General features: G+C 66.0%; 14 protein-coding genes and 1 tRNA gene. 3 read left to right on the top strand and 12 right to left on the bottom strand.

Going from position 1 to position 18,505, the window contains the following annotated elements:
• Window positions 1–40 precede the first annotated feature (40 nt).
• Window positions 41–1,156, top strand: coding sequence for an SPL family radical SAM protein (locus RT655_RS04275; RefSeq protein WP_313535151.1), 1,116 nt, complete (start codon window positions 41–43; stop codon window positions 1,154–1,156).
• Entirely contained in the window at window positions 1,153–1,662 is a 510-nt protein-coding gene (locus tag RT655_RS04270; RefSeq protein ID WP_313535150.1) for a metallophosphoesterase family protein, read from the top strand. Before RT655_RS04275 ends, RT655_RS04270 begins: the two co-directional genes overlap by 4 nt.
• A 39-nt stretch (window positions 1,663–1,701) precedes the next feature.
• Here the strand turns inward: RT655_RS04270 and RT655_RS04265 are convergent, their stop codons facing one another.
• The 3 genes from RT655_RS04265 to RT655_RS04255 all read right to left on the bottom strand — a co-directional run bounded on the left by RT655_RS04265 (window position 1,702) and on the right by RT655_RS04255 (window position 4,076).
• Entirely contained in the window at window positions 1,702–2,682 is a 981-nt protein-coding gene (locus RT655_RS04265; protein WP_313535149.1) for an aldo/keto reductase, read from the bottom strand.
• A 70-nt stretch (window positions 2,683–2,752) separates the two neighbouring features.
• Window positions 2,753–3,052 (bottom strand): putative quinol monooxygenase, encoded by a 300-nt coding sequence (locus tag RT655_RS04260; protein WP_313535148.1) that lies wholly within the window; start codon window positions 3,050–3,052, stop codon window positions 2,753–2,755.
• Window positions 3,045–4,076, bottom strand: coding sequence for a zinc-binding alcohol dehydrogenase family protein (locus tag RT655_RS04255; protein WP_313535147.1), 1,032 nt, complete (start codon window positions 4,074–4,076; stop codon window positions 3,045–3,047). Before RT655_RS04255 ends, RT655_RS04260 begins: the two co-directional genes overlap by 8 nt.
• Before the next feature lie 100 nt (window positions 4,077–4,176).
• Between RT655_RS04255 and RT655_RS04250 the strand changes: the two genes are divergently transcribed.
• Complete coding sequence (locus RT655_RS04250; protein ID WP_313535146.1) at window positions 4,177–4,524, top strand: winged helix-turn-helix transcriptional regulator; 348 nt, start codon at window positions 4,177–4,179, stop codon at window positions 4,522–4,524.
• A 454-nt stretch (window positions 4,525–4,978) separates the two neighbouring features.
• On the opposite strand, the gene RT655_RS04245 is transcribed toward RT655_RS04250, so the two are convergent.
• The 9 genes from RT655_RS04245 to RT655_RS04205 all read right to left on the bottom strand — a co-directional run bounded on the left by RT655_RS04245 (window position 4,979) and on the right by RT655_RS04205 (window position 18,501).
• The gene (locus RT655_RS04245) at window positions 4,979–5,365 is read right to left on the bottom strand and encodes a tyrosine-type recombinase/integrase (RefSeq protein WP_409530238.1); all 387 of its coding nucleotides are present in this window, start codon (window positions 5,363–5,365) and stop codon (window positions 4,979–4,981) included.
• Window positions 5,366–5,383: 18 nt separating this feature from the next.
• Complete coding sequence (locus tag RT655_RS04240) at window positions 5,384–6,163, bottom strand: phage integrase central domain-containing protein (RefSeq protein WP_313535145.1); 780 nt, start codon at window positions 6,161–6,163, stop codon at window positions 5,384–5,386.
• Window positions 6,164–6,324: 161 nt separating this feature from the next.
• Window positions 6,325–6,400: transfer RNA gene (locus RT655_RS04235), tRNA-Thr, on the bottom strand.
• 183 nt (window positions 6,401–6,583) lie between these two features.
• The gene (locus RT655_RS04230; RefSeq protein ID WP_313535144.1) at window positions 6,584–9,352 is read right to left on the bottom strand and encodes a TonB-dependent receptor; all 2,769 of its coding nucleotides are present in this window, start codon (window positions 9,350–9,352) and stop codon (window positions 6,584–6,586) included.
• A gap of 26 nt (window positions 9,353–9,378) precedes the next feature.
• Window positions 9,379–10,383, bottom strand: a complete 1,005-nt coding sequence (locus tag RT655_RS04225) for a N(4)-(beta-N-acetylglucosaminyl)-L-asparaginase (protein ID WP_313535143.1) — start codon at window positions 10,381–10,383, stop codon at window positions 9,379–9,381.
• A 246-nt stretch (window positions 10,384–10,629) separates the two neighbouring features.
• On the bottom strand, window positions 10,630–12,552 hold the full coding sequence (locus tag RT655_RS04220) for an alpha-L-fucosidase (protein ID WP_313535142.1): 1,923 nt from the start codon (window positions 12,550–12,552) through the stop codon (window positions 10,630–10,632).
• Window positions 12,549–14,753: a hypothetical protein gene (locus RT655_RS04215; protein WP_313535141.1), complete on the bottom strand. Its 2,205-nt coding sequence runs from the start codon at window positions 14,751–14,753 to the stop codon at window positions 12,549–12,551. The genes RT655_RS04220 and RT655_RS04215 overlap by 4 nt, the downstream gene beginning before the upstream one ends.
• Window positions 14,753–17,074: a GH92 family glycosyl hydrolase gene (locus tag RT655_RS04210; protein ID WP_313536900.1), complete on the bottom strand. Its 2,322-nt coding sequence runs from the start codon at window positions 17,072–17,074 to the stop codon at window positions 14,753–14,755. Before RT655_RS04210 ends, RT655_RS04215 begins: the two co-directional genes overlap by 1 nt.
• Window positions 17,074–18,501: a glycoside hydrolase family 125 protein gene (locus tag RT655_RS04205; RefSeq protein WP_313536899.1), complete on the bottom strand. Its 1,428-nt coding sequence runs from the start codon at window positions 18,499–18,501 to the stop codon at window positions 17,074–17,076. The genes RT655_RS04210 and RT655_RS04205 overlap by 1 nt, the downstream gene beginning before the upstream one ends.
• Window positions 18,502–18,505: the final 4 nt, after the last annotated feature.

The raw sequence follows: 18,505 nt of genomic DNA, 5'->3' as shown, positions 1-18,505 counted from the left end.
CGATGTGGCGGTGCCTGTCGATCGGTCGGACCGTCCCCGCATGTCGTTCGTTGGCCCGACCATGGCGACGATATCGACAGCACCGACGACGGCCAGACCGGCCGCAGGATGGCGCCCGCGCCGGTTGCTGGTGACACGCTCGGCGCTGGGCTTCGCGCACGGCCGAGCCATCGTCGCGCGCGCCGAGGCGCATGGTGTCGAGGTCGTGACACTTCCTGGCGATCGCCTCGCGCTGGGCCTACCCGACGATCCGAGGCGTGCCTATGCGGCGGCGAAGTCGACGCTTGCGGTGGTCGTCGCGCCGCCGTCGAAACGGCGGTTGCAGCCGATCGCGCCCAGCGCCGACTGGCGGGTCGACCTTGCCGAAGGGTGTCCGGCGCATTGCAGCTATTGCTATCTGGCAGGATCGTTGAAGGGGCCACCGATCACCCGCGTCTACGCCAATCTCGACGAGATACTGGACGGGCTGCCAGCCTATCTGGGGCAGGGCAGCATCACTTCGCGCAGCCAGGATCGCGCCCACGAAGGCACGACGTTCGAGGCATCCTGCTACACCGATCCGCTGGGGCTGGAAGCGATCACCGGATCGCTGTCGGCGGCGATCACCTGGTTCGGTCGCTGGGATGCGGCGGCGCAGCTGCGCTTCACCACGAAGTTCGCCGACGTCGGGCCGCTGCTCGGCCTCGACCACCAGAAGCGTACGCGGATGCGTGCGTCGATCAATCCGGCGATGTTCGCCCGGTTCGAGGGCGGCACCGCGCCGGTCGCGGCCCGGCTCGCGGCCTTGGCCGACATGGCGTGCGCGGGATATCCGATCGGCCTGACGATCGCGCCGATCATCGCCGCCGAAGGCTGGCGCGAAGCCTATGACGCCCTGCTCGCTGAGGCGGCGGCGGCCCTGGCGGGGATCGCCGGTGTCGACTTGACGATCGAACTGATCACGCATCGCTTCACGCCCGGATCGAAGGCCGTGCTGGAGAACTGGTACCCTGGCTCCGCGCTCGACATGGGCTTAGACAATCGGACGACGAAGCGGACCAAGTTCGGGACCGAGAAGCAGGTCTACGACGCGCCGACGATGCGCTCGCTGCGGACGTTCTTCGAGGCGAGGATCGCGGCGCTGCTGCCGATGGCGCGCGTCCTGTATTGGACATGACCATCTTCTTCACCGCCGACACGCATTTCGGCGATCATCGCACGATCAATATCCACAAGCGGCCCTTCGCTAGCGTGGCCGAGATGGATGCAGAGCTGATCGAACGGTGGAACGCCGTCGTGGGGGCGGAGGATGTCGTCTGGCACCTAGGCGACGTCGCCCGGCGGCCCGGTGAAGTTGCGGCACTGCTCGCGACGCTCAACGGAACCAAGCACCTGCTGCGCGGCAACAACGATCCCGACGCCACCGGCGCCGCATCGGGCTGGGCGAGCGTCGACGACTATGCCGAGATCGAGGTCGATGGCCGTCCGCTCATATTGGGGCATTATGCCTTCCGCAGCTGGAACCGCCAGCACAAGGGCGCGCTCAACCTGCATGGGCACAGCCACGGACGGCTGACACCCATGCCGCGCCAGTTCGACGTCGGTGTCGACGTCCGCGATTTCCGGCCGGTGACGCTGGCACAGTTGCTCGCGAAGCGAACCACGGGGCCGGCAGGGGGATAAGCCCCGCAGCCGGCTTGGTCGATCCGCCCGTGGGGGCAGTTACGAGAAGCCGACCACCGCATGTGGCACGTACGGCGCCTCCAGCTGGGTGATCTCGTCGTCCGACAGGGTCAGGTCGAGCGCCGCGATGGCGTCGTCGAGGTGCCCCGGCTTGGACGCGCCGACGATCGGTGCGGACACCTCGTGCTTGGCCAGCACCCAGGCGAGCGCGACCTGCGCACGGGGCACGCCGCGCTCGTTCGCGATGGCGGACACCGCCTCGACCACCTTGCGATCCGCCTCCGCAGTGTCGGCGTAGAGCGTCCGGCCGAATTCGTCGGTATCAGATCGAGTGGTGGCTTCGTCCCAGTCGCGCGTCAGCCGTCCGCGCGCCAGCGGGCTCCATGGGATCACGCCGATCCCCTCCGCCGCGCACAGCGGCAGCATCTCGCGCTCCTCCTCACGGTAGAGCAGGTTGACGTAATCCTGCATGGTCGAGAAGCGCGTCCAGCCATTCGCCTCGGCGACATGGAGCATCGTCGCGAACTGCCAGGCGAACATCGACGATGCGCCGATGTAGCGCGCCTTGCCCGCCTTCACGACGTCGTGAAGCGCCTCCAGCGTCTCCTCGATTGGCACCTGATGGTCGAAGCGGTGGATCTGGTAGAGGTCGACATAGTCGGTGCCGAGCCGGGTGAGGCTAGCGTCGATCTCGGTCATGATCGCCTTGCGGCTGAGCCCCGCGCCGTTCGGGCCGGGGCGCATCCGGCCATGGACCTTGGTGGCGATCACCACCTCGTCGCGGCGGGTGAAATCCTTCAGCGCGCGGCCGACGATCTCCTCCGATGTGCCGTCCGAATAGACGTTGGCGGTATCGAAGAAGTTGATCCCGGCCTCTACCGCCTGGCGCAGCAGTGGTCGGCTCGTCTCTTCGTCGAGCGTCCAGGCATGGTTGCCGCGATCCGGGATGCCATAGGTCATGCAGCCGAGGCAGAGACGCGAGACGTCGAGGCCGGTGCTGCCGAGTTTGATATAGTCCATGGATGGTCTCGCTTATGCGGTTTGCTGCTGCAACGAACGGGAGGCTCCTGCGTCGCAAGCGATGGGAAGATCAGCCGATCCGCCGGAGTCGCTCGATCGCCGGCGGCTCAGCAAGCAACGCGTCGAAGCGGGCGGCAAGCCGGGTGAGGGCAGGAGCGCGGCCATGGGCGTCGAGGGCGGCCTGATCGGCCCAGCTCTCCACCATCACGATCACGCCGGGCGCGTCGCGGCTCTCGTGCGCATCGTAGAGCAGGCAGCCCGGTTCCGCACGTACCTCGTCAAGCATCTCGAGTAACGTGGTGGCCAGCGCCTCGGCCTTGCCAGGCCGCGGCACGAGGCGGGCGACGACGTGAACGATCGGATCAGTCATGCTGGGCCTCCCATCCTTCCATAACGATCTTGCCGCGCGTGGTGGCGCTCTCGATCCGACGGTGCGCTTCGATCAGGTTGGCGGCATTGATCGGCGAGAGCGTGTCGGTTGCCGTGGTCCGAATGCGCCCTTCGTCCACCAGTTCGGCCACCGCGTCCAACAGTCGACCCTGCTCGCCGACGTCCGGTGTGGCAAACAGCGACCGGGTGAACATCAATTCCCAATGAACCGACACCGCCTTGCGCTTGAAGGCGACGATGTCGAGGCTGGCGGGATCGTCAATCAGCGCGAAGCGCCCCTGCGGCGCGATCAGTTCGGCGATATCGGTCAGATGGCGATCGGTATGGGTGGTCGAGAAGACGAAGGCGGGCGCACCGATCTCCAGTGCCGCGATCTGCGGTGCCATTGGCTGGGAATGATCGATGACATGATGTGCCCCGAGGTCGCGCACCCAGCCCTGCGTCTCGGCGCGCGAGGCGGTGGCGATCACGGTCAGGTCGGTGCGGGCCCGCGCGATCTGGATCGCCGCAGAACCGACGCCGCCCGCGCCGCCGATGATCAGGACGGCGCGGGCGCCGCCGGCCGGCTGGTCGTCGACCTTCAACCGGTCGAACAGGGTTTCCCAGGCCGTGATCGCCGTCAGCGGCAACGCCGCCGCCTCCGCGAAGCCGATGCTGCGGGGGCGATGGCCCACGATCCGCTCGTCGACCAGCTGATATTCTGCATTGCTGCCGTCGCGCATCAGGTCGCCCGCATAGAAGACCTCGTCACCCACCTTGAAGCGGGTGGCTTCCGGACCGACCGCCTCGACCACGCCCGCCGCATCCCAACCAAGGACGCGTTCGTCACGTCCGTCGAACGGTGCGGCGCCGGCGCGAACCTTCGCGTCGACCGGGTTCACCGAGATGGCCCGAACCGCGGCCAGGATATCGCGCCCGGTCGGAACGGGCCGTGGCAGTTCTACGTCGATCAGGGCATCGGCTCGATCGATTGGCCCCGGCTGGCGATAGGCTATGGCGCGCATGGGTCTTGCTCCTTCTGCTGACGCACGCGAGATAGAGACGGTGTCAGCTTTTGTCGTAGGTACAAAAAACGCTCATAGTGTCGAAAAGGATACCGCTCCGATGGCGAAAGCCCGTCACTCCCGCCTCGATTGTACCCCAGGCTGCGCCGTCGAGGCGGCGGTGAGCCTGATCGATGGGAAGTGGAAGGCGGTGATCCTCTATCATTTGCAGGACGGACGCACGCGCTTCATCGAGCTGCGCCGCCGTGTCGGTGACGTGACGCCGCGCATGCTGACCAACCAGTTGCGCGAGCTGGAGGCTGATGGCCTGATCGAGCGCGAGGTCTTTGCCCAGGTGCCGCCGCGGGTAGAATACAGTCTGTCCGATCGCGGCCGATCCCTGTCGCCGATCATCGCGGCCTTGAAGGACTGGGGTGATGCGAACATGAATCTTTTCGCCTTGCGGTGAAGTCCCGCCTGGCGACAGCAAGGCTATCTTGGATCGGCCTCCAGTTGCCGGATGATACCATTCAGCGCTGCCGTGCAGCCCTGGGCGCGTCCAATGTCGTGATCGGTTCCGGCGGAGTTCCAGAACATGTCGAGCGGCCAGCGCTCCGGGCAATGCGCGATCAGGCAGCGCAGCGCGAACCGGATCGCTCGGCATTTGGGGTAAGCGCCCGCACGACGGCGATGACCGCGCTCAAAGCCGCAACCGCTCAGACTCGGGCGGAGGCGTCCGCCCACGGCCGCGGGAGTCCGGGCACGCATATTTGAAGTATATTTGACAAGTTTGCCGCTGAGCCAGCTAAGTCACTGAAAAATGGGCACTCGACAGGATTCGAACCTGTGGCCTCTGCCTTCGGAGCGATATGGCTGTTTAATCGTCAGCAACAAGTGATGTGAGCTTCGACCTTTTTAGCGTCCTAGATTGCCTTCAAGCGCTCGAGATAATCTGACCAGTATTGCATCATCCGAACGCGCTCGTCCCAATGCTCGCCGCGGAGATAGGCTCGGCGGACGTCATTTCTCTCTACATGCGCGAGCTGCCGTTCGATCGCATCGGGGTGCCACTTCCTGCTTTCGTTGAGGAGGCTGCTTGCCATCGCGCGGAAGCCGTGGCCCGTCATCTGCGTCTTGTCGTACCCCAGCCGGCGTAGGGCGACATTGATGGTGTTGTCGGAGATGGGGCGAGTGTCTGAGCGGACACTCGGGAACAGGAGTTTCGACCTGCCGCTCATCTCCCGAAGTTCCGCCAGAAGCGTAAGCACCTGCTTGGAGAGGGGGACCCGATGCGGGCGGCCCATCTTCATTTTCTCGCCGGGAATGGTTTAGACCTTTACTGAAAGGTCGAACTCTGCCCATTCAGCGGCGCGCAGTTCGCCCGGACGCACAAAGACGTGCGGTGCGATCCGAAGCGCCAGGGCAACCGATGGCTGACCTTCGTACCCGTCTATGGCGCGCAAGAGTGCGCCCACCTTGTCGGGTTCGATGATCGCGGCATGATGCTTGACCTTGGGCGTGATCAGGGCGCCCTGGAGATCGGCGGTCACGTCTCGCTGGGCTCGTCCGGTGGCGATCGCGTAGCGAATGACGCTGCTGCAAGTGCTACGCAGGCGTCGGGCCGTCTCATAGCGGCCTCGGACCTCTACAGTCCTCAACACGGTGAGCAGTTCAGGAGCGGTGATGTCGCCGATCGGACGACTGCCGATCAGCGGGTTGGCGAACGCGATCAGCCAGCGGAGCTTTTCGAGTGTCTTCGCCGCTCGCCCTTCCGCCTCGATCTTCTTCAGCCATTCGTCGGCGACGGTGGCGAACGTATCTCCGGCCGAAATGCTGCCTACGCCGCGCGTCAGTTTGCCGTAGGAGGAAGGGTTAATGCCCTTCTCGAGCAGTTTCCGAGCGTTCTCTCGGCGCTCACGCGCTTCCTTGAGGGAGACGTTAGGATATACGCCCAGCGCCACCGTACCGCGCTTGCCGTCGTGACGATAATCCCATCGCCAGTACCGACCACCGCCAGGCTGAACGAGGAGGTACATGCCGTGCATGTCCTGAGTCTTGAACGCTTTGTCCCGCGGTTTGATTCGACGGACGGCTGCATCGGTGAGCATGACGGTATCTCCTCCGCTGGCGCAGTGTTGATACCGTCAAATATACCGCCAAGGGTTGCGGGTTCCAATGGATCGACCCGGATTTGGGTGGATCAGATACCGCCAAAACCCACGGAAATCCGCCAATTTGGGATGCCCTTAAATGTGTATGGAAAGGCGGATGGTGCCGGTTGCAGGAATCGAACCCGCGACCTTCGGTTTACAAAACCGCTGCTCTACCAGCTGAGCTAAACCGGCCCTGGCTTGCAGTGAAGCGAGGCTGTGCCCGCATCTGCGCGGTTTGCTGCAGCGGGTCAAGCGGGAACGGGCCGCCCGGCCGTGTATACAAAATGCCGCCCGCCGGCAGGTGCTGGCGGGCGGCATTTTTGCAACGCTTGGTCGCCTGCTCCCGGGCGCGAACCCGGGTGCGCGGCGCATCCTTTACAGGCGGAAGCTGACGCTGCCTGCGAAGGTACGGCCGTTCTTGTAAAACGCAGTCGGTGCGCGGCGATCGCCGCTATACTGATAATAGGTCTCGTCGAGCAAGTTCTGGGCATTGACGCTGATCGAGATCTGCGGCGTGAGCTGATAGCTGGCCGAGAAATCGAGCTGGCTGTACGGCGCGACCATGTCGATCGAGTTCAGGCGGCCGATCGTCCGGAAGTAGGACGAGCGATAATTGTAGCTCAACCGTGCCTGGATCGGCCCCTTTTCGTAATAGGGGATCACGTTGACCGTGTGCCGCGACAGATAAGGCAGGTTGAGCCCGTTGTCGGTCGAGGCATCAGCATAGCTGTAGTTCGCCTGCAGGCCGAACCCGCCCCAAATCTCCGCCTGGCCCGCGACAAGGACGCCGTTGACCTTGGCGTCGCCGCCGTTGATCGGACGCGACACGCCATAGGCGGTGAAGCGCTGGGTGAGGCTGTTGAACAGCTGCACGCCTTCCTGGCGGGTGTTGATGATGTACGACCCGATCTCGCGGCGGAACAGTTCGAGCGAGAGCACGGCGCCGGGACGCGGATAATATTCGGCCGAAAGCTCGTAGTTGGTCGACTCGTACGGCTTCAGGTCCGGGTTACCGCCACCTGCGTCGAGCGTGACGTCGTTCTGGCTGAACGACCCGGCGAGGTCGCTGAACCGCGGCCGCGCGATGACCTTGGCGACCGCGCCGCGCACCAGCACGTCCGGACGCACCGAATAGGCAATGTTGAACGCCGGCAGGAACTTCACATAATCGTGCGATACCGAGTTGGGCACGAAGATCGGGGTGCCGCCCTGGTTCACCTGGCTCGTCGAATTGGAGATCTGCTGGGTGTAGACCAGCCGGCCGCCGAGGTTGCCGCGCACGCCGCCCTGCTCGAAATCGAGCTGCAGATAGCCTGCCGCCGTGCTCTCCGAAACGTAATAGGACGAGGTCGGCTTCGCGACAGGGATGTTGATCGAGTTGTTGAGGATGTCGATCACCGACTGGCGCGGGATGTTCAGGAACACATTGCCGTTGCCCGTCAGGTTCAAGCCGTTGAACACGTTGCCAGGGGTGACCGTGGTCGGCACGCCGAGATCGGCAACCGTGTACGGGTTCGCGCGATAGGTGTTGCTGCCGCCGGCATCCTGGCGGTTGATGTGATGGATATACTTCAGGCCACCGCGGACCTTGGAGAAGAAGGCGATATCGACCGGGAATTCCATGTCGATATTGCCGTACATGTCTTCATCGGTGGTCTTGCTGATGTCGATGCCGCCGCTGCGCGCCGCCACCAGCTGCTGGCCGTTGACAACGATCGGCACGCCGTCGATCGTCTGGGCTTCGACGCCGTTGCTGTTGAAGTAATTGGCCGGGTTCTTAAGGTCGCCGGTGAAGTCGAGCTTGGCGCTGTTGCCGGTAAAGGCATAGCTGTAGGGCAGCCCGATCTGGGTATCGAACAGATATTCGGGCGTCTTGCCGCCGGTCGCCTTGCTCCAGCCGCCGCCGATGGTGATCTTGCCGCCGTCGGGCGCGGTCCATTCGAACACGCCGTTGTAATTGTCGGTCTTCAGCTTGGTGCTGCGGACCAGCGTGTCGAGCTGGGCATTCTGGGTGACGTTGCGGTCGGCCGCACCGAAGGTGCCACCGGTGACCAGGCCGCGATCGATCGTCAGCGACTGCGCCAGCGCACCCGACCAAGCCCCCGGGATCACGTATAGCGACTGGCTGTAATTGTTGTAATTGCCGTCGATGTGCAAGCCGTTGATCGTGATGCGGGTGCTCGGGCTCGGCTTGTACTCGACCGCGCCGAACAGGCTGGTGCGCTCGCGCTCCTGCTGGAAGAAGGCCTGGTTGATACCGAACGGATAGCGCGCGTTCAGCAGGTCCTGCGCCGTGCCGCCATTGATCGTCAGGTTCGGGTTCTTGAGCTGTGGCTGGCCATTGGCGCCAGGCACCAGGGCACCGTTGTTGTCGGTGACGAAGAAGTCCTTGCCCGGCGAATAGCCGAAGAATTCCACGCCGCCACGGACGAGATTCTGCTTGTCGTAGGTGCCGGCGACCAGGACGCCGAAGGTCTCGGAATCGTTCTTCCAGCTGTACAGGCCCGAGCCGCGGATGCTGCCTTTCTCGGCGCGATCATTGTACGAATAGCCTGCCGAACCAAACAGCGTGTTGGCCTTCAGATCGAGCGGGCGACGCGTGCGGACCACGACGCTGCCGCCGATGCTGCCCTCCTCGAGGCGGGCTTCGGGCGACTTGTAGACTTCGAGCCGTTCGACCAGCTCGGGTGCGAGCAGCGAATAGTTGAAGGTACGGCTGCTGGGGTCGTTGTCGTTGCCGCCCCAATCAGCCGAGGCGACGCCGTGGCCGTCGAGCAGCATCCGGTTGAGCGCCGGATCGGTGCCGTGAATCGCGACCTTCTCACCCTCGCCGAAGCGGCGATCGATGCTGACGCCCGGGATGTGCGACAGCGATTCCGCAACGTTGCGGTCCGGGAACTTGCCGATGTCTTCGGACGAGATCACGTCGACGACGGCGTTGGCGTTACGCTTGACTTCGATGGCGCGACGCAGGCTGCCGCGGATGCCGGTGACGACAATGTCATCGCCGGTGCTCGCGCTCTCTGCGTCGCTCTGCGCCGGCTGCGGCGCGGCGTCCTGGGCGAATGCGGGGGTCGCAGACGCTGCCGCGAGCAGCGCCGCCGCGCAGCAGGAAGTCTTCAACGGGAACGACATGGTACGCATGGTGCTGAGCATCCCTTTTCGATATTTCATTGATGGTTGCCCGCGGCAGGCCGCAGGCTTTGTGCCGGTAGGACTAGGGTCTTGCCGGCGAGATCGGTAACCGCATAGGTAAAGCCCGGCTGGAGCGCATAGGCGCCGACCCGGCCGTGGCGGTCGATGGCGAGGAACGCGACCTGCGCGTCCTTCACGGCATCGCCGCGCAACTTGGCAATGTGCAGCACGGCCTCGCGGCAAGCGGCCATCGGATCCATCCCCGCGCGCATCGACGAGACGACGCGCGCCGAACCCGCGATCCGCGTCACTTCCTCGCCCACGCCCGTGGAAGTCGCCGCACCCACGTCGGGCTCGACCATCAGGCCGCATCCGGCCTGCGGGGAGTCGCCGACCCGGCCGCGCAGCTTGAACGCCATGCCCGAGGTGGTGCAGGCGCCAGCGAGGCGGCCATTGGCATCACAGGCGACAATACCAATCGTATCGTGGTCGAGCGCCGAGCCGCGCTGATTTTCTATATTGGCGACAGGCTTGTACTTGGCAGTCTTAAGCCATTCCTGCCACGCCGCCTCGGCCTCGGGCGTCAGCAGGCGCGTCTTCGGAAACCCCTGTTCGAGCGCGAACTGGCGCGCGCCGTCACCCACCAGGAACGTGTGCGGAGTCTTCTCCATCACGCGGCGCGCCACCGAGACGGGGTGGAGGATATCTTCAAGGGCAGCGACCGCGCCGACATTGCCGCGATCGTCCATGATGATCGCATCGAGCGTCACATGGCCGTCGCGATCGGGATAGCCGCCCAGACCCACCGAGTGGTTCTTGGGGTCAGCCTCTGGCACCCAGCCGCCGGCCTCGACCGCGTCGATCAGCGAGCCGGTCTTCTTCCACTGGGCATAGGCGGCAGCGTTCGCGGCCGCGCCAAAGTCCCAGGTTGAGACAATCAGCGCGCGCTTGGCCGAGCCCTGCGCCATCGCCGATGCCGACGGCAGCGCCGCGGCGCCCGCCAACCCCAATTTCAAAGCTTCGCGTCGATCCAGTCCCATCGTCGCATCCCCTTGCGGTGCCGTTGCGCCGCTCTCCTCGTTGCAGGCGGCGTCACATTGCTGTCACCGCTTGGCAGGGATGCTGTCATAGGTCCCATCGGTATACAATACCAAATAAAGAAACTGGTTTTATATATGGCAGTGGATGGTCTCATCCGTTACGTTTTCACGCAGGATGTTGCCGAAACGCAACGGGCCAGGGCGCGCGGCTCGCGCGCCCTGGCCCGCTCGAGGCTGGTGATCGGGTCAGCGCGGGGCGGTGAACCCGCCGATCTCGGCAATGGCAAGCTTGGGCTCGGGCAGCGCAGTCTCGGCAAAGCGGAGGCGCAGATAGCGAGCGGCGCGCGCCTGTGCAAAGCCGATGCGCTGGGTGGAGAGCGCATAAGCGATGTTGCCGAACTCACCCGTCGCGGCAGGCTGCCAGGTCTTGCCGTCGGTGCTGACCTCAGCTGAATAGCCCTTGGGCGGGGCGGCATCGGTCATCACGTGGCGCGAGGGCGTCAGGCTGAAACCGGCCAGCGCCGTTTCAGCGCCGAGATCGATCGTCACCTCCACCGGTGCGCCGGGCTTGGGGGCGGGGACGGTCCAGATCGTGCCGGGATCGCGGTCGAGCAGCTTCTCGGCGCCCGCACCGGCGGCGCTCACGATCTTCCAGTTGCGCGTGTCGATCACCGTCGGGTCGGACGAGACGATCGGCGCGACCGGCACCGGCGCGACCGATCGGAACAGCGCGAACTCGCTGATCGCGGGGCAGGCGGGCGCGTCGAGGATGCGAAGCCGCACGCGGCGCGGCGCGATCGGCTGGGGCAGGCGCAGGATGCGCTGGGCCGAGATGCATTCCTTCTCGGCGAGCTGCTGCCACTTCCCGTCGATCTCGGCATCCACCGCGAAGCGGGTCACGCGGACGCCGAGCGGCAGATATTCGCGGAGCCGGATCACGTCGAAGCGGGTGCCGGGCTTGAGGTCGAGCGTCAGCGTCGGCGTGGTCGTGCCGTCGGGGGTGGACCAATAGGTCTCGCGATTGCCGTCGAGCACGCGGGCCGCCGCAAAGGCGGGGCCGCGGGTGGCGCTGGCATGGGCGACCGCGCCCTTGGCGCGATCCTGCGCGAAGGTGGCGCGGATCGCGTCGCCGAAGCTCTTGAGGATCTTGACGTCCTGGTCGGCGATGCGACCGCGCCGATCCGGGGGCAGGTTGAGGTTGAGATTGGTGCCGCGCCCGACCGACTCGTCATAGAGCCGGACCAGCCGCTCGGGGCTCTTCACCCGCGAATCCTCGTCGGCATGGTAGAACCAGCCCGGACGGATCGAGACATCGGTTTCGGCCGGCCACCACAGCGCGCCGCCGCGCACGCCGGCATTGCCTTCGCTCTGGACGTACGGATGGTTGGGCATGGTCGGCCAGCAGGGATCGCCCGCCACGCCGTCCTCATTGCCCACCCAGCGGATGTCGGCGCCGAGCGGATCGAAGGTGCAGGCATCGGGCTGGAGCTGGTGCACCAGCGCCACGATCGACGGCCAGTTATAATAGGCCGGGGCGTCGATCTTCCGCGTCTCGCGCGCGCCGCCATAATAGCCGTCGCCGCCATTGGCGCCGTCGAACCACACTTCGAAGAACGAACCATAGCGGGTGCAGAGCTCGGTCAGCTGGGCGCGGTAATAGGCGATATAGCCGGGGCGGCCATATTCCGGATGGTTGCGATCCCAGGGCGAGAGATAGACGCCGAAGGGCAGACCGGCGCGCTTGCACGCATCCGACATCTCGCGGACGATGTCGCCCTGGCCGTTCTTGTAGGGGCTGTTGCGGATGCAATGCTCGGTCAGCCTGGTCGGCCATAGGCAGAAGCCGTCATGGTGCTTGCAGACCAGGATCAGGCCCTTGAGCCCGCCCGCCTTGGCTGCCGCGACGATCTGGTCGGCGTTGAAGTCGCCGGGGTTGAAGGTCTTGGGATCCTCGTCGCCATATCCCCATTCCTTGTCGGTGAAGGTGTTCATCGAGAAGTGGATGAAGGCGTATTGTTCGCGCTGGTGCCACTTCCACTGGCGGGCGCTCGGCGTCACCCCATAGGGCTTGGGCGCGGGCGTCCTGGCGGCGGCACCGGTCGCGGCATGGGCGAGCGCCGGGGTGGCGATGCCGGCGGCGACGAGCGCGCGGCGGGAAAGGGTCGTCATTTGCGTTCTCCGGAGAGGGGTTCTGGAATCAGCCAGGTTTCGGCGACCTGATGGCCACGGCCGCTGCCGCCCATGCCGGCAGGCCGCGTCCAGGCGAGATCGAGCGTGCCGCCGCGCGTGGCGGCAGCGGGGATGGCGATGTCCACCGTCATCGGGTTGGTCGTGCGATCGCGCGGCGGGTGGAGTTCGATGCTGCCGTTGGCGACAAACCGCATCGGCAGCCAATAGCCCTCGCCGGCATAGGTGGCGACCAGCCGGTAGCGGCGTTTCGGGTCGAGACCGGTATAGCGGAGCCGCAGCGGCGCGTCGTACAGGCTCTCGGCATAGCTGATCCACGCCATCCGCCAGCCGTCGTTCGGGGTGCGATCGGCGGTGCCCTCCACCGCGCCGTCGAAGCGCAGCGGATCAGCGAGCGGGCTGCTGCCGCGGACGAGATGCGGCGCGTTCCACGGATCGCCGAGATCGTCGTAGAGCGCGCCTTCCCTGGCGCGGGCATGGTCGGCGAGCTGCGCCGGGGTGTGCGTGGCGAGCTGGCGTTCGATCCAGACGCGGTCGTTGAGGTCGACATCGACGCGGTCGAGATTGGCGCCGCGTTCGATATTGGAAGCGCCATAGCGCTGGACGCTGAGCTGGAGCCGCGCGCCCTGCCACAGCCGCTTGGCAAGCCCGAACAGCCGGGTGCGCAGCGCCGGCACGGGCGCCGGATCGGCTTCGGCCAGCCTTGCGCGGGCCGTCGCGGCATCGGGGGCGGCGAGAGCGGCGGCCTCGCGGGCGCGGGCGGCCATCAGACGGTGGCGGACGATGGCGTCGTACACCGCGCGGTAGCGGAGCGCGTCCGTCCGCCAGTCGGCCCAGGGCGCGGGCTTCATGCCGTCGACCAGCGCCAGCGTCGCGTCGATGCTGGCGTTCGCGGCGGGATCGCCGGTCCAGTTGTCTTCCAGCGCGAACAATACCTTGGCCGCTGCCGGGTCTCCAATGAAACCGGCGGCATAGTCGCGCGCAAAAGCCTCGGGCGTGGTCTGCGGGTCCCAGCCGAGGCGGAACCAGAGGAACTGGTTCACATCGTCATTGACGCCTTCCGAATAGGTGACGAAGCCGCTGCTGCCCGGATCGAGATGCCGGTACAGGCCCGTCATTGCGCGCGGACGCGGGTTGATCGGCTCGCGCCCCTCGGTAAGCGCGAAGGCGGGGCTCCAGCGATCGACCGGCACCTGCGCGTGCATCGTGTGCGCGATATCGGGGTAGAGCAGCAGCTGATAGCCGGCGGGCAGGTAGCGCCGCTGGGTGGCGACGGGGTCGCGGGTCTGAGGTCCGGCGAAGATGCCAGTCAGCCAGCGTGGGCGGCGGGCAAGCTGGGCGTAAAAGGCGTCGAGCCCCGCCGCGTCGAAGCCCTGGGTGGAGATCCAGACGCTGGCGTCCGGGTTGCGCACGCGCAATGTTGCGGCCTCTTCGGCGACGAGCGGGAACAGCCGGTCCGGCGCGGCATGTCCGGGATCGCCACCGGGGACATAGAGCGCGTCGACCTGCGGCAGCGCGCCAATCAGGAGGCGAAAGCGGCCGAGTTCGTGGTCGCGCTCTTCTTGCGTGTCATAGTCGTGCAGGTTCGGATAATAGAGCGCGAAGTCGATGCCGAGCCGGTGCGCGATCTCGCCGATCCCTTGCAGCGTCTCCAGTGGCGGGGCGGGGAAGAGCGGGCTGGTGGCGTCATCGTCAGAGACCGGCGCGATCACCTGCACGCCGCTCGCGCCCCACAGCGCGAAATCCTCGATGCGACGGCGGAACATCGCCAGTGTCCAGGCATCATAGCTGTTGTTCTTGGCGCGGTAGCCGATCTGGGTGAGCCGCACCGGCCGCGCCGGCGCGCTGTCGTAGCGGAGTGGCCGCGCGCCGGTCCGCAAATACCAGCCCGCGCCATAGACCAGCCCGCGCGTGCCCTGCGCGGTGATCACCAGCGTCTCGCCGATCCGGCGGACGGCAAAGCCTTCGCGCGGCATGCGCTTCGGCGCCACCTTGCGCCACGCCGCGCGGCGCGAGGCGGGGAGGGCGGCTTCCACCGCGTCTTGCGGTGCCACCAATACCCGCGCGCAGGGCGCGTGCCGCTCCTCCAGCCGCGCACGCAGCAGGTCGGCCGCCACCGCGCCGCCGGCTCCGGCGGAGACGCAGGGAGACGACGTGGACAGGAGCGCGGCGGCGAGCAGCATCAGGCGGGCACGCGGCCGTTGGACGGCGGTCGATCCGCCGGCGCGCGCCCGAACGACGGGTTCGGCTTCGCCGACATGGTGAAGCGCAGCGTGCCGCCCTTCACCAGATCGGCGTGCGCGATCCAGCTTCTGGTCCAGGGCTTGCCGTTCCAGGTCACCGCCGCGACGTACGGCGTGTCGGCGCGGTTGCCCGGTGCCTCGATCACCAGCTTCCGGCCCTTGCCGACCGTTACCTCGGCCCGCTCGAACAGCGGCGAGCCGAACACATAGGCCGCCTCGACCGGATCAACCGGATAGAAGCCCAGCGCCGAGAAGACGAACCAGGCGCTCATCTGGCCGCAATCGTCGTTGCCGATGATCCCGTCCGGATCGTTCTTGTACATCTCGGTGCATAGCCGCCGCACCATCGCCTGCGTCTTCCAGGCCGCGCCGACATAGGCATAGAGATAGGCGGCGTGCTGGTCGGGCTCGTTGCCATGGGCGTACTGGCCCACCAGCCCCGAAATGTCCGGCGGGGCATTGTCGGGCAGGGTGGAGGGGGCGTTGAACAGCGCGTCGAGCTTCGCCTCGAACTTCGCGTCACCGCCCATGTGCCCGATCAGCCCATAGACGTCGTGCTGGTTGAGGAAGGTCGCCTGCCAGCCATTCGCCTCGGTATAGTCGCGCCACCAGGGCTTGGGCATGTGGCCGAGCTGGACGGGATCATAAGGCGTCCACCAACTGCCATCGGCGAAGCGCGGGCGCGCGAAGCCGATGCTGCCGTCGATCACGTTGCGCCAGTTGCCCGAGCGCGTGCGCAGCCGCGCGGCATCGGCCTTATCGCCGATCGCGGCGGCGAGATGCGACGACGCCCAGTCGTCATAGGCATATTCCTGCGTCCGGCTGACGCTCTCGAACCATTTGTCCGCAGGCACATAGCCCATGCGATCGTAGAGATCGCGACCCTTGCTGTTGTCCTTGTCGGGCGCGGTGAAATCGAAGCTGCGGCGGCGGATCGCCGGCCAGGCGGCGGCATAATCGGCCTCGATCCCCTTGGCCTGCGCTTCGGCGAGCGGCACGACGCCGTGCCAGCCGATCATCGTGCCGGTTTCCTTGCCCTGCAAAGGCCAGACGAGCGGGCCATAGGGCGACTGCGCCGTCTGGCGGATCAAATCGTCGACCAGCGACTTGGTGCGCGCCGGCGCAACCAGGGTGAGCAGGGGATGTAGGGCGCGATAGGTATCCCACAGCGAATAGCTGCTATAGGCCGCGCCGCCCTTGGGCACGCTGTGGATCTGCCCGTCCATGCCGAGATAGCGGCCGTCGACGTCCGAGAACAGCGTCGGCGCGACCTGGGCATGGTAAAGCGCGCTGGCGAGGATCGTGCGCTGGTCTGCGGTGCCGCCCTCGACCTTGACCGCATCGAGGGCCGGTTGCCACCGGGCGGTGGCATCGCGGCGGGTGCGATCGAAATCCCAATGTCTCGCCTCGGTGACCAGATTAGCACGGGCACCGGCGATGTCGACGCCGGAGATCCCGCAACGTACTAGAATTGGGGCATTTCCTGCGTCCGTATAGTGCAGGACTGCCTTCAGTCGCCGTCCGGTGACCTTGTTGCTGCCGGCGGGCTGCTCGGCATCGTCATCGCCGTAGAAGGTGATGCGATCCGGCTGGCGCGACAGCTGGAGCGCAAAGAAGATCTTGCGGCCCTTGGCCCAGCGAAAGACTTGTCGCCGACCGGTGATCGTGCCGTCGGCCTCCACTTCGATCAGCGCGTCGGCGATCAGCGGCGGGCTGTCCGAGCTGTCGAGCACCAGATGCGACAGATCGAGCAGGATGTGCCCGGCGCCGGCCGGGAATGAGTAACGATGCCAACCGGTTCGCTCTGTAACGGTCAGCTCCGCGCGGACGCCGTTATCTAGCGCCACGCGGTAATAGCCGGGCTCGGCATGCTCGTCGTGATAGCGCTGGCGATAGCCGGTCTCGGGCTTTTCGCGGGTACCGGGCTGCAGGACCACCGGTCCCCGGGCGGGGACAACGAGCAGATCGAGCATGTCGCCGATGCCGGTGCCCGACAGATGGGTGTGCGAGAAGCCGAGGATCGAGCCGTCGCTGTGATAATAACCCGAGCAGGTCTCCCAGCGCTCGACGCCGGTATCGGGGCTCAGCTGCACCATGCCGAACGGCAGTGTTGCCCCCGGATAGGTGTGACCGGTGCCGCCGGTGCCGATGAACAGATTGGGTGCGGTGCGGCGGAGCGATGTCGCCGAGGAGGGACACGGAATAGCGGCGGCGGCGAGGCCGATCGCACTGGAGCCGAGCAGGCGGCGACGGGAGAGGATCACAAGGTTTCCTGAAGCAGCTTGGGTTGAACCGCAGCGAGATGGACCAGCAGCTCGCCGAACAGGCCGTTGGCCCAGGCAAACCAGTCGCGGGTGAATTTGGACGGATCGTTCTGGTCGACCGCCTCATGGATAAAGCCGGTGCCCGCGTCGCTATTGCTAAGCATTCGCAGAATATTGCGAAGCGTTCGCACGTCGCCGTCATAGCTGAAACCACGCATGATTAACGACATGGGCCAGACATGGCCTAGCCCGACATGCGGCCCGCCAATGCCCTCGACGACCTTGCCGCGCGACCAATAGGGGTTGGCGTCACTCCACGCCGCGGCGGCAGTGCGCTGCCACAGCGGGTCGTTCTGATCGACGCAGCGGAGATAGGCGAGGCTCGACAGCGACGGGACATTGGCGTCGTCCATGAAGATCGCGTTGCCGAAACCGTCGACTTCATAGGCCATCACCTCGCGCCCGTCACGCAGCCGCATCGTGCCGTATTCGCGCAGCGCGGCCTCGACTTCACCGGCAAGAGACGTCGCATCGTTCGCAAGGGCGGAATCCTGGCGCGCCGCCATCGCGAGCGCGGCAAGCTCGCGCAGGATGGTCACCGCAAAGTGATTGGACGGGATCAGGAATGGATAGACGCACGCGTCGTCCGAAGGCCGGAAACCGCAATGGATTAGCCCCACCGGACGGCTGGGCGGGCCATTGCCGTCGAGCATCAGCGTCTCGGTCGGCCGGTCGCTGCTGCGCAGGAAGCGATAGGGGCCCGGACCGTCTTTCCGCTGCTGCTCGCGGAATGTGCGGAGGATGGTGCGGGCAGATTTCGCCCATTGCGCGTCGAACGGAGAGGTGTCGCCGGTCGCCTTCCAATAGTCATGCGCCAATCGAATGGGATAGCAGAGGCTGTCGATCTCCCATTTCCGTTCGGCGACGCCCGGCTTCATCTCGGTCTTGTCGTGCAGCGCCCAGCTTAGTTCGGTGCGGGCGCTGGTGTCCTCGAGAAAGGCGTTGGCATAAGGATCGAGCAGGATGCAGCGCGCCTGGCGCGTGATCAGGCCCTGGTAGAGGCGGCGCAGATCCGCGTCTTCCTTCGCCAGATGCAGATAGGGCCGGACCTGCGCCGAACTGTCACGCAGCCACAGCGCGTCGATGTCGCCGGTGATGACGAAAGCGTCGGGCTTGCCGTCCACCACGCCCATCTTCACCGTGGTATCGAGCGTGTTCGGATAGCAGTTGCCGAACATCCAGCGCAGCTTGGGATCGGCGATCCTGCTGGAAATGCGCGCGATTTCACGCTCGACCGCCTTGCTGACGAAGCGGCGGTCGGCAGGTGCGGGGCGCTTGCTGACGAAAGCGGGCGTGTCCGCGGCGAAGGCGGGCGTGGCGGCGAGCGCCAGGCCCGAGCCGAGCAGAGTGCGGCGATCGATCATTTTG

The organism is Sphingomonas sp. (assembly GCF_032114135.1).
Taxonomy (GTDB): domain Bacteria; phylum Pseudomonadota; class Alphaproteobacteria; order Sphingomonadales; family Sphingomonadaceae; genus Sphingomonas.
Note: the sequence above shows the minus strand (reverse complement) of the source record. Positions and strands in the feature narration are given on the sequence as shown.